Here is a 12,914-nt window from a genome sequence, read left to right as displayed (position 1 = left end):
GATTCTTGCCTTCGCAGGAATGACAGAGAATTATGAAACCTAACATTTCAATTAAAAGAGTAGAAAATTCAAAAGTTGAAACTATCGATTTCAACAACATACCATTAGGAACCACTTTCACAGATCACATGTTTATCTGTGATTATAAAAATGGTGAATGGCAAAATCCTAGAATTGAACCGTTGACTTTAATTCCAACGCATCCAGCAGCTATGGCTTTGCATTATGGTCAAGCTATTTTTGAGGGAATGAAAGCAACGGTAGATGCAGATGGGAATCCCATGTTATTTCGAGCAAACAAAAATGCTGAACGTTTAAACGCTAGTGCAGACCGTATGGGAATGCCTCATTTTCCAGAAGACTTATTTGTTGAAGGCTTAAAGCAACTGGTCGCTTTAGAGCATAATTGGATTCCACCAAAAGATGGAAGCGCTTTATACTTAAGACCATTTATGTATGCCGATGAGCCATTTATTGGAATGCGAGCCGCAACCAGTTATAAGTTTATCATTATGGCATCGCCTTCAGGACCGTTTTTTAGCAAACGCATTAAACTTTGGGCAGAAAAGAAATATGTAAGAGCTGTGGAAGGTGGAACAGGTGAAGCAAAAGCTGCAGGTAATTATGCAGCAGCCATTCGTCCTACCGAATTGGCTAAAGCAAAAGGTTATGATCAGGTGTTATGGTTAGATGCTGTAGAGCATAAGTACATTCAGGAAGTAGGTACCATGAACATCTTCTTTAAAATTGACGGAAAGTTTATCACGCCAAAACGCGATGGTGCTATTTTAGATGGTATTACACGAATGAGCGTTATAGATGTACTGCGTGATAAAGGATTTGAAGTAACCGAAAAACCAATCACAATAGATGAAATTAGAGAGGCTTCAAAAAACGGAACACTAGAAGAAGCCTTCGGAACCGGAACTGCAGTTGGTATTGCTTATATTCAAGAAATTGGAGTAGGAGAAGAAACCATTCATGTGTCTGATGAAAGTCCGGTGGGACTAGATGTCAATGACACATTAAATGCAATTAAAACAGGGAAAATAGAAGATAAATTCAATTGGATGATAAAAATTGAAAAGGAATTAGTTTAACATTTTGTCATTCCGCACTGTTCCACTTAGCATAGTCGAAGTGTGATGCGGAATCCATTATGATAGTATTGACAAATTTAAAATAGATTTCTGCTTATATAAGAATGAAAGGCATGGATAAAAAAATATTAGAAAAAGGATTCACCAATTTAGTAACGGCCAAAACCATGGCAGAATTATACGAAGCCAATTTTAAGTTGGTTTCAAAGTATGTGCATGCAACATCTCGTGGACATGAAGCTATACAAACGGCATTAGGCATGCAGTTATTACCTCAAGATTATGCTTTTCCATATTATCGTGATGATGCCATGCTATTGTCTTTTGGTTTGACACCTTACGACCTGATGTTACAAGTTTTGGCAAAAAAAGACGATCCATTTTCTGGCGGACGCACCTACTATTCGCATCCTAGTTTAAAAGATGCCGATAAGCCAAAAATTCCACATCAATCGTCTGCAACAGGTATGCAAGCCATTCCAGCCACAGGAGTTGCTATGGGAATGCAATATCTCGAAAAACAAGGGTTGGTAAACCCAAATGTAGTTCAGGGCAATAGCGAAGAATCTCTAAAACCCATAACTGTTTGTTCATTAGGCGACGCATCAGTTACCGAAGGCGAAATTGCTGAAGCCTTTCAAATGGCGGCTTTAAAGCAAATGCCTATTCTCTATTTGGTACAGGATAACGGTTGGGATATTAGTGCAAATGAAGCAGAAACCAGAGCTCAAAATGCCTATGAATATGCACAGGGCTTTCACGGTTTAGAAGCCATTTCAATAGACGGTGCCAACTTTATTGAAAGTTATGAAGCATTAGAAAAAGTTATAAAAACCATTCGTGAAGAACGTCGTCCGTTTTTGGTGCATGCTAAAGTCCCTTTGTTAAACCACCATACTTCTGGTGTCCGTATGGAATGGTATCGTGATGATTTGGACGAAGCGCGCTCACGAGACCCTTATCCTGTGTTAAAACAGCAATTGTTAGACAACGGTTTCACGGAAAAGGACATAAATGATATTGAATCTGAAGTAAAAACTTGGGTTGAAAATGATTTTCAAAAAGCTTTAAAAGCCGAAGATCCAAAACCAGAGGATTTATTTACACATGATTTTGCACCAACACCAATTACAGAAGAACAAGGAGAGCGTTCACCTGAAGGTGCTGAAAAAGTAGTGATGGTAGATTGTGCCTTATTCGCTGTTGAAGAGTTAATGCGCGAGCATAAAGAATGTTTGCTTTACGGACAAGATGTTGGCGGAAGACTTGGTGGTGTATTTAGAGAAGCGGCAACATTGGCTCAAAAATTTGGTGATGACCGTGTATTTAACACACCAATACAGGAAGCATTTATAGTTGGTTCTACTGTTGGTATGAGTGCAGTAGGTTTAAAGCCTATTGTTGAGGTTCAGTTTGCCGATTACATTTGGCCAGGACTCAATCAGCTATTTACTGAAGTAAGTAGAAGTTGTTATTTAAGTAACGGTAAATGGCCAGTGAGTATGATTTTGCGTGTGCCCATTGGTGCTTATGGTAGTGGTGGACCCTATCATTCATCTTCTGTGGAAAGTGTGGTAACAAATATTCGAGGTATAAAAATTGCATATCCAAGTAATGGTGCCGATTTAAAAGGCTTGATGAAAGCGGCATATCACGATCCGAATCCTGTTGTGATTTTTGAGCACAAAGGCTTGTATTGGTCAAAAGTACCAGGAACGCAAGGTGCAACATCTGTTGAGCCAGCTGAAGATTATGTGTTGCCTTTTGGTAAAGCTTGGTTGCTACAAGAAATCTGGAAGCAAGATGATGTGGAAACTTTAACGATCGTGACCTACGGCATGGGAGTACATTGGGCTTATAATGCATCTGGAGAGTTAGGAATGCGAGATCAAATAGAAATTATTGATTTACGTACGTTGTATCCATTAGATGAAGATACCATTATGAAATCAGTTAAAAAAACAGGAAAGTGTTTAGTGGTAACCGAAGAACCAAGTGATAACAGTTTTGCTAGAGCTTTGTCAGGAAAAATTCAGGAAGAATGCTTCAAATATTTAGATGCACCAGTAATGACTATTGGTAGTGAAAACATGCCTGCGATTCCTTTAAATTCAGTTTTAGAAGAGACTATGATTCCATCGGCTGAGAAAGTAAAAGCTAAAATTGAAGTATTATTGAACTATTAACGCTTGTAATACTTTCAATTTAAATAATTGACAACTGAACATAAAAAAAGCCTATCTTTTGGATAGGCTTTATTCTTAAAAAGATTTTTAAAGTATATAATTATATAACTTTTACATTTACTGCATTTAATCCCTTTTTTCCTTCGGTTAAATCGAATTCTACATTGTCACCTTCTCTTACTTCATCAACCAAACCAGAAATGTGTACAAAATGCTCTTTTCCGTTTCCTTCTTCTGTTATGAATCCAAAACCTTTAGAGTCATTAAAAAATTTTACTGTACCAGTACTCATATTAAAATATATTAAATTAAGCGACAAAGGTAGTCTAATTAGTTGAAAATCAATTATTTTAATCCAATTAATTTGAATTAATAGGGTAATGGTCTAATCCTTAGGGTATAGCAGAAAAATATTTTAATACTTACATGTTATATTCTGATAGAGGTTTTGTAAATTTCTCTGGATCAGCAGCTAAATGATAACGTGGGTCATCAATCGCTTCTATAATAACTTCTTCAAATTTAGGACTAGCCTTACGAAGTAGTATTTTGCAGTCTTCACTTAAGTGTTTCAGTTTTATAGATTTGCCTTCGGCTTCATATTTATTTACAAGATTAAAAATAGCTTCTAAAGCAGAATGGTCACTTACTCGAGATTCTACAAAATCAATTTCAACATTTTTAGGGTCATTTTTAACATCAAACTTGGCATTGAAGTTTTGAATAGAACCAAAGAATAAGGGTCCCCAAATTTCATAGGTTTTAGTTCCATTTGGCTGAATGCGTTTACGAGCTCTAATCATTGTAGCGTTTTTCCATGCGAAAACCAAAGCAGAAATAATAACACCTGCTATTACTGCAATAGCTAAATCTTTCCAAACCGTAATCGCAGAAACAGCAATTAAAACTATAGCATCTGATAAAGGAATTTTTCTGATGATTCTAAAGCTACTCCAGGCAAAGGTTCCGATAACTACCATAAACATTACGCCAACTAAGGCAGCAATTGGAATTTGTTCAATCAATGGTGCGCCAAAAAGGACAAAACATAAGAGAGCAACAGCAGCAATAGCACCAGATAATCGACCACGACCACCTGAGTCTACGTTGATGATTGATTGACCAATCATTGCACAGCCTCCCATACCTCCGAACAGTCCGTTGAGGGTATTAGCTGCTCCTTGTGCAATACATTCACGATTTCCGTTTCCTCTGGTTTCAGTCATTTCGTCAATAAGATTCAATGTCATTAACGACTCAATTAAGCCAACTGCGGCTAAAATAAACGCCGTTGAAAGAATTAAATCCCAGTGTCCAGCTAGAGTTCCAAATAAACCAAATATTTGATCTTGAAATGTGGGTAAACTACCTTCTAATCCTTTTCCTCCACCATCAGCTATAAAGGAACCAACAGTACTCATTTCTATTCCACCAAAAATTGTAATACAGGCTACAACTATTATCGCTATTAAAGCTGCGGGGATTTTTTTAGTAAGCTTAGGTAAACCATACATAATAGCCATGGTTAAACCAATAAAGCCCATCATTTTCCAAAATACAGTATTAGAAAATAATGCTGAAAACCAATCTGAAGTATTATCTAAAAAAGAAATATCTTTTGGAACTGCATTTGGAAATAGCCCTAATTGCGAAAGAAAAATGACTATTGCTAAACCATTTACAAAACCCATCATTACTGGGTGAGGTATTAGACGCACAAACTTACCGAGTTTAAAAACTCCGGCTAAAATTTGAATACCACCAACAAAAAGTAAAGTGATAAACAACCATTGTAAGCCTAAATTATCTATGGGTGTATCTAAAGTTAACCCAACTTCATTTCCTTTTTGAATGAGATGTACCATAACTACAGCCATTGCTCCGGTTGCACCTGAGATCATTCCTGGTCTTCCACCAAAAAGGGCAGTTACTATACCCATCATAAATGCTCCATATAAACCAACTAAAGGATCTACACCAGCAACAAATGCAAAGGCAACAGCTTCTGGTACTAATGCTAGCGCAACTGTTAGTCCAGATAGAATGTCGTCTTTTGGGTTTTGAGTAAAGTTTTTTCGAGTAGTTTGACCAAATATCATTGTTCTTTGCTTTAAAAGTGGGCAAAGATAGGCTATTTTAACAAATAAGAAATTAAACTTATATCAACAAAAAAAGCACCATTAACCAATAGTGCTTTAAAATTAATAAATGAATACTTTATTTTGAAGGTGGAAATTGTTCTAAAGTTTTAGCAACAAATTCCTTAATACGAGCTTCCTTCTTTTCTACATTTCTAGTAACTAAGTACCCAGTTCCAGAGCCTTGCCAAATGAGTTCCTTTTTATCAGCATTGATAAAATCTATAAATAACATACCTTCAGTTCTTGTTGATACACTATTTCTACCCCAACCAGGTCCCCAGCCCCAACCCCAACGGTTGAAACCTCCCCAGCCCCAAGCACCATAGCCCCAAGCATTATTATAAACATCAACACGTTGATTAGATTTTGTAAAAATACTCACTAACATATCTGGATTTTCTGACTTTGTCATTCCTTTTGCTAATAATTCTGCTTCAATAGCTCTAAGGATTCTTCTTTTGTCCAAATCACTGATTTCGGCTTTGTCAATACCAGGCTTAAAAAAAGCAAAGGTTTTGTATTGATTAAAATCTGCTTCTTTATCATAATCGGCAGCAACTCTAACTGAGCTACAAGATGATAAGACCACCAATAAAAGGAACATAGGAGTAAGTTTGAGTAGCTTTTTCATAATTACTTTTTTTTAAAGTTATAAATTGTTCAATAATTTGTCATCAACTAAGTTAGGTAAAGTCACTTTTAAATTAGGTTCTACATTCATAGCTCTTTTAATAGCGAAAATAGCACCTTCATTTCTGGCCCAACTTCGTCTTGAGATTCCGTTGTTGACATCCCAAAATAGCATTGACTGTAAGCGTCTTTTAGCTTCTTTAGTACCATCAAGAACCATACCAAAACCACCGTTAATAACTTCTCCCCAGCCAACTCCACCGCCATTGTGAATACTTACCCAAGTAGCACCTCTAAAACTATCTCCAATAACATTGTGTATTGCCATATCAGCTGTAAAACGAGAACCGTCATAGATATTACTGGTTTCACGGTATGGAGAATCTGTACCCGAAACATCATGGTGATCTCTTCCTAAAACTACATAACCAATTTCTCCTTTTGCAATAGCTTTATTAAAGGCTTGAGCAATTTTCATTCTGCCTTCAGCATCAGCGTATAGAATTCTGGCTTGTGAACCTACCACTAATTTATTTTCTTGAGCACCTTTTATCCATTGAATATTATCAGCCATTTGTTGCTGAATTTCCTTAGGTGAATTTTTCATGATGTCTTCTAAAACTTCACAAGCAATTGCATCAGTTTTGGCTAAATCTTCAGGTTTACCAGATGTGCAAACCCAACGAAAAGGACCAAAACCATAATCGAAACACATTGGTCCCATAATGTCCTGTACATAACTTGGATATTTAAATTCGCGACCAATTGTTGGATTTTTGGACATAACATCTGCGCCAGCACGAGAAGCTTCTAGCAAAAATGCATTTCCATAATCAAAGAAGTACGTGCCTTTTTCTGTGTGTTTATTAATGGCATCAGCATGACGACATAAACTCTCTTGCACTTTGGTTTTAAATAATTCAGGATTGTTTGACATCATTTCGTTGGCATCTTCAAAGGAAATCCCAACAGGATAATAACCACCAGCCCAAGGGTTATGCAGTGAGGTTTGGTCGCTTCCTAAATCGATATGGATATTGGCTTCATCGAATTTTTCCCAGACTTCAACAATGTTTCCTAAGTAAGCAATTGATATGGTTTCTTTGTTAGATTGCGCAGTTGTTACACGCTTTACCAATTTATCTAAATCAGTTATTTTTTCGTCTATCCATCCTTGGTCTAATCGAATCTGAGTTATTTTTGGGTTGACTTCCGCGCAAACGGTAATACAGCCAGCTATGTTTCCTGCTTTTGGTTGTGCTCCAGACATACCTCCTAAGCCAGAGGTAACAAAAATGTGTCCTTTAGGGGATTTATTAATTTTTCTAAAGCCGTTTAAAACTGTAATTGTTGTGCCATGAACAATACCTTGTGGACCAATGTACATGTAGCTTCCGGCAGTCATTTGCCCATATTGGGTAACACCTAAGGCGTTAAACTTTTCCCAGTCATCTGGTTTGGAATAGTTAGGAATCATCATACCATTGGTTACCACAACCCTTGGAGCATCTTTATGAGAAGGAAATAGTCCCATTGGATGTCCAGAATACATTACCAGAGTTTGTTCATCTGTCATAGTAGCCAAATACTGCATCGTTAACAGGTATTGTGCCCAATTAGAAAACACGGCTCCGTTACCACCATAGGTTATGAGCTCGTGTGGGTGCTGTGCAACGGCATAGTCGAGATTATTCTGAATCATAAGCATTATTGCAGCAGCTTGCTTTGATTGTGCAGGATAGTCATCTATAGGCCTTGCATACATTTTATAATCAGGTCGAAAACGATACATATAAATACGGCCGAATTTTTCAAGTTCTTCTTTAAATTCAGGTACAAGTATTGCATGATGTTGTGGTTCGAAATAGCGTAAGGCATTTTGAAGCGCTAGTTTTTTTTCTTCATCCGAAAGAATTTCCTTTCGTTTTGGGGCATGATTGATAGAACTGTCATAAGCTTTAGGCTGTGGCAGTGTTTTGGGAATTCCTTGTAGTATTTGTTCCTTAAATGATGTGTGTGTTGTTGTTGGCATTAGTTTTTTTTTAATGTCTTTTTATTAAATCCGTAAGGGCAATGTCTGCATCCACTCTCGCAACAATAGCCACGTTTTAAGTGGTATTGTTCGGTAAAACAGCGATAGCCTTCTGGTGTTAGGTAATAATCACCATCTTCTATTGGGACATATTTTTTCATATAAAACAAAGATAATGTAATTTGGATTGATTTTTGAAGTATACGGATTGTGATATTTGTTTCAAAATATATAGTTCCCAAAGGTTATGTTGGTATAACTATTTTTCCGTTTGTGTTTTTAAAGTATAAGACTTTAAAGGGAAATGAGGTGCTTTTAAATCATGAAAGAATTCATTTAAGACAGCAGTTAGAAATGCTGGTAGTGCCTTTTTATGTGTTTTATTGTTTTGAATTTTTTTTCAAACTTATTCAATACCGGAATTGGTATAAAGCCTATAGAAATATATCTTTTGAACGTGAAGCGTATAGAAATGAAAAAGACCTCAATTATTTAAAAAAGAGGCCTTTTTGGAGTTTTTTAAGTTATATCAAAAAATAATCTTAGCAACTTTTTCCTTACCGTCTATTAATCTAATTTTTAAGAATAACGTTGTGTTACTTGGACGAAGCGATCCAATGCTATAGCGATTAGAGTTAACTATTTTGTTTGTAAAAAGTGATCTTCCTAAAATGTCGTACACTTCAATAGACTGAATAGTTTCGTGGTCAGATTTTACGACAATCTTCTCGTTTTCTTCAAAAACTTGAATACCATTTAACGGGTTTAATTCCCCAATACCTAAAGTCACGTTAGTGTATCTTAAAATAAAGCGATCATTGAATGTTCCTGCATCAGAAGCAAAAGTGTATGGTGATACTCTTAGATCATGGATTGTATTAGTATAGGTGTCTTCTAAATAGATATCTTGGTTTTGGTATTCAAATAATCCATCGACACCATTAATTGCAATGATATAATTTCCTGTTTGAAGTATGTCAACTCCTAATGGGACTTGATCTTCAATTTCAAAAGGTAATTGACGACCTTGAATTACCATTCTATCATTATCAATCATTGAGTAAATACTCATTGTATTAGACTCAAAAGTGTAAGCATCATAAGATCTGTCTTTTGCTTGTGTAGCACCTTCAATATAACCCACCATAGTGCTAGAGGTTTGCTCGTTTTGATCACTTAAGTTGAGCCATATACGATGTCGTTCGAGAGTATTAGTTGTTGTTACAGGGTTAGGATTACTTCTTCTGTAAAAAGTGCTATTGTCATGAGATATATTCCTCATTGTATTACTAAATGTAACATCGTTAGTTCCGTTATCAAAATCTGCTAAGACAAAAAAGCCTTGACCCGATGCAATGTAATAATCTGAAGCCGAAGTCTCATTTGGATAGGTATTAGTACCTGAAAGATTATAGGTTAAATAATCATTAGGGTTATAATTTAATACAAAATCATCGTAAAATGGATCTGGATTAATGCCACTGGCATCAGTGCCATGTGTCCAGATATGTATAGCGCCTTCTATTAAAGTATTATCTCTAGTGCCATCATCATAATTTATAAATGCATTAGCACTAATAGCTGATGGATATGGGTTGCCAATGAGATTCCAGTTGTCGTCAAATGGTGTTACTGTTAGATTATTACCAGTAGGTGGATAGATATATGAGAAAGGACAGTTATTAGATAAATTGATACCACTTTCAATTGTTTGAGTAATTATACCATTGTTGGGTAAAGTTCCATAGATTGAAGTGGGATAATTAGTAGGAGTAGTACCTTGACTTGTAGGGCCATTAGAGATATAGCCTTTACCAATATCCATATTTCCTGAATAAGCTTCCCAATCACCATCGCAAATAGGAATGTTTATATTATTACAAGGGCCAGGAGGTGGGTTAGCAGTATTCCCAGTATCTATGGTAGGTATCCATTGATATGTTGCATTTGGTGTATCTCCACCATAAATATTAGATAAACTCATATCAGAAACAGGTGAAGACCAATAAACATAGTCTGTGTTACTGACATAAGGTGCTCTATCCATAATTAATGTGCCTGAGCCAATATTGTTGTTAGTATTGGCTGTTCCTTCATTTATTTGGATTAAGCTTGAGTTATTTAGAATATGTAGTACAGAATTGCCTTGTAAATCTATAAAATCGGTTATGGTTAAACTTCCATAATTGGTATCCGTATCATCATCATCTATTGTTAGGGTTGCATCAGCTTCAATCGTTAAATTGTAGCCTAGGCCATTTGATGTGCCGTCTATTATAGGGTCATTGCCTCCTGTATCTAAAATATATACGCAATTCGTTGCAGTTGGTACACCATTAGGAAACCAATTAGTAGCTGTATTCCAATCTGTATTGCCAGGTGTGCCATTCCAGACTTTGCGATTAAACGTTACAGTTACGTCTTCTGTACAGCCTACTGGATATTCAGCATTATATACTTGTGTACCATTAGGAGCAGCGTATACCGTTCCTGCATAATTACCTAAAACGTATGGCGTGGTTAATGCGGCATCAGTATATAGGCCATTTGCTGGTGACCAAGTCACTTGAGGTGGAGAAGGCGCTCCATCGGCTAAAATTTCAACGTTATCAATATTCCAATCCAAAAGACCAAACGATTCTCCGGCAAACCTATATCTTATATATAATGATGTATTACCGTCATGGCTAGAAATATCGTGATTCATCATTGTCGCTGAAATATTATTAGAAACATTTATTGAGGAATATCTAATTGTCCAATTTGTATTGTCTGTTGAAGTTTCAACATAAACAGAATAAGGGTAGGTCGCGCTCCAATGATCTAATTCTTGTCTATAATTTAATTGAAGATTTGTTTGACCAGTAATATCTATAAGTGGAGAAGTTAAAGACCAAGTTCCATTTTCGTATGCTGAAGACCAGTCTAGTTGAGCTTCATAAGCCGTTCCACCTGCATTTGAGCTATTCGATATAGTCCATATTGTTCCAGTTCCTCCATTTACAATGGTCCAACCAGCAGGAAAACTTGCGGCATTAAAGGTTTCGGAAAATATAGTATTGGTTGGTGGTGGAGTTGGTGCGTTGGTTGTAAGTTCAGTATAGTTGAGATTACAATCGTCTGCACCAATAGGGTAGTTAGTGTCTGTAATTATTAAGTTACATGTGCTGACACAAGTAATATCCGCAACCCATCCAGGATCTGTCACTGAACCATCACTCGTAAATACAAATGTTAAAGCACCACTTGCGTGTGAAGAAGTAACAGTACCAGGACTATTTGTGCCAGTGTAAGTTCCAATAAGAGGGAAAGTATTATTGGGACCATCATATATATATAGAAAATCAAAGGTGTCTTCAGTTTCGAAAGCTGTAAAAGTTGCAACTAAATTAGTACCAGGTACATCTGGTGTTAAGGTTGTGGTTATATTTTGGTTATTTGAATAATTACCACCAGCACCACCACTATCGGTAAATGTAGATCCACAGACTGTAGGTGGAACATAAGGTGCGCAAGTAATATCCGCCACCCATCCAGGATCTGTCACTGAACCATCACATGTAAATACAAATGTTAACGCACCACTTGCGTGTGAAGAAGTAACAGTACCAGGACTATTTGTACCAGTATAAGTTCCAATAAGAGGGAATGTATTATTGGGACCATCGTAAATATAGAGAAAATCATAAGTGTCTTCAGTATCAAAGAAAGTAAAAGTTGTTGTTACCACATCACCTGCAGTATCAGGAAAGATGGTTGTTGTGGTTGATTCGTCGTTAGAATAATTTCCAGATGGACCACCACTATCATAAAAGGTATCACCACATCCTGGCGGTGGTATTGGACAGTTTAAGGTAAAGTCAACATCACCTCCATTACTGTTTTCAGAATCGAGCATTATATAGTAAGTCGTTCCAGCCACCATATTAAAAGTGCCACTGGTTTCATTGTTGCCTGTTAAATCCTCAATACAAGTCCATCCTGTTGGAGTACAGCTCGTTTGATATAAATAATTAATATGGTCGAATGTTGAAATTTGTGTAATTGTATAATCGCCTGTTATTGTTGGTGTAAACGAAAAAATAGTTTCATCTCCAGGAACGTCAAAACAGGTTGAGTCATTAAAGGCACCAAAATTAGAAGCTATTGTGGCATTTATTGGTGTGGTGCCACATGTAGATATGTTAGTAATGTTATCGCAAGGGTTTTCAATCTCTGAAGCACAAATATTAAAAGTACCTTCATTGTTTCCTCCCCAATCCCAAACTCTTATATAAACTCTAGTATTTGGAGTAAGCGCATTAATAACACTGAAATTAGCTTCAAGACTACCAGTACCTGAATCATCACCTGAATCATCATCACATTCAACGATGGTTAAAGTTCCACCACAAGTGCCTGTATAAAGCGCGGCAACACCATCATTGAAACTAGAGGTTCCAATATGGGTTAAATCTATATTTATGCTCGTTGTAGTAGGTCCTAGATCTATATAAAACCAAACATCAGCACCATTATAGTTGGCACTTACTGGTTCACATCCGGAAGGAGGATCAATATTTGGGCTACTTGAATCTGTTGCCCCTGTATTATCTCCCATTACATATGTGCAAGAACCAACAGGGCTCAATGGTAACGGAAGTGCAGTACAAGGATCATCTTGGGAAAAAGAAAAACTAATATAAGAACAAAATAAAATTAAAAGTAATCGTTTTATCATAATCTACAATTTTGGGCAAAGTCAAAAAGATTGACATACCATGAACCATAGTTGGTGCTAAATAATAGATTATGAGGGGTAAGGAACTAAATGTATTAAAAATAT

General features: G+C 36.4%; 8 protein-coding genes. 2 read left to right on the top strand and 6 right to left on the bottom strand.

Annotated elements, in window-relative coordinates:
* Window positions 1-32: 32 nt before the first annotated feature.
* Complete coding sequence (locus ACFFGA_RS00200; RefSeq protein WP_386057930.1) at window positions 33-1,100, top strand: branched-chain amino acid aminotransferase; 1,068 nt, start codon at window positions 33-35, stop codon at window positions 1,098-1,100.
* 113 nt (window positions 1,101-1,213) lie between these two features.
* Window positions 1,214-3,286 (top strand): alpha-ketoacid dehydrogenase subunit alpha/beta, encoded by a 2,073-nt coding sequence (locus ACFFGA_RS00195; RefSeq protein ID WP_386057927.1) that lies wholly within the window; start codon window positions 1,214-1,216, stop codon window positions 3,284-3,286.
* A 100-nt stretch (window positions 3,287-3,386) separates the two neighbouring features.
* Here the strand turns inward: ACFFGA_RS00195 and ACFFGA_RS00190 are convergent, their stop codons facing one another.
* The 6 genes from ACFFGA_RS00190 to ACFFGA_RS00165 all read right to left on the bottom strand — a co-directional run bounded on the left by ACFFGA_RS00190 (window position 3,387) and on the right by ACFFGA_RS00165 (window position 12,809).
* Window positions 3,387-3,578: a cold-shock protein gene (locus tag ACFFGA_RS00190; protein WP_173280095.1), complete on the bottom strand. Its 192-nt coding sequence runs from the start codon at window positions 3,576-3,578 to the stop codon at window positions 3,387-3,389.
* A 130-nt stretch (window positions 3,579-3,708) separates the two neighbouring features.
* On the bottom strand, window positions 3,709-5,385 hold the full coding sequence (locus tag ACFFGA_RS00185) for a SulP family inorganic anion transporter (protein ID WP_386057923.1): 1,677 nt from the start codon (window positions 5,383-5,385) through the stop codon (window positions 3,709-3,711).
* 118 nt (window positions 5,386-5,503) lie between these two features.
* Window positions 5,504-6,058, bottom strand: coding sequence for a DUF4136 domain-containing protein (locus ACFFGA_RS00180; protein WP_386057921.1), 555 nt, complete (start codon window positions 6,056-6,058; stop codon window positions 5,504-5,506).
* A gap of 18 nt (window positions 6,059-6,076) precedes the next feature.
* Window positions 6,077-8,089, bottom strand: coding sequence for a urocanate hydratase (hutU, locus tag ACFFGA_RS00175; protein WP_386057918.1), 2,013 nt, complete (start codon window positions 8,087-8,089; stop codon window positions 6,077-6,079).
* Window positions 8,089-8,250 carry a C1orf53 family protein gene (locus ACFFGA_RS00170; RefSeq protein WP_386057915.1) on the bottom strand — a complete coding sequence of 54 codons (162 nt, stop codon included), beginning with the start codon at window positions 8,248-8,250 and terminating at the stop codon, window positions 8,089-8,091. Before ACFFGA_RS00170 ends, hutU begins: the two co-directional genes overlap by 1 nt.
* 368 nt (window positions 8,251-8,618) lie before the next feature.
* The gene (locus ACFFGA_RS00165) at window positions 8,619-12,809 is read right to left on the bottom strand and encodes a RemA C-terminal-like gliding motility protein (RefSeq protein ID WP_386057912.1); all 4,191 of its coding nucleotides are present in this window, start codon (window positions 12,807-12,809) and stop codon (window positions 8,619-8,621) included.
* Window positions 12,810-12,914 lie beyond the last annotated feature (105 nt).

The organism is Winogradskyella pulchriflava, from assembly GCF_042434315.1.
In the GTDB taxonomy this organism is placed as follows: Bacteria; Bacteroidota; Bacteroidia; order Flavobacteriales; family Flavobacteriaceae; genus Winogradskyella; species Winogradskyella pulchriflava.
This window is presented reverse-complemented; position numbering and strand designations above follow the sequence as displayed.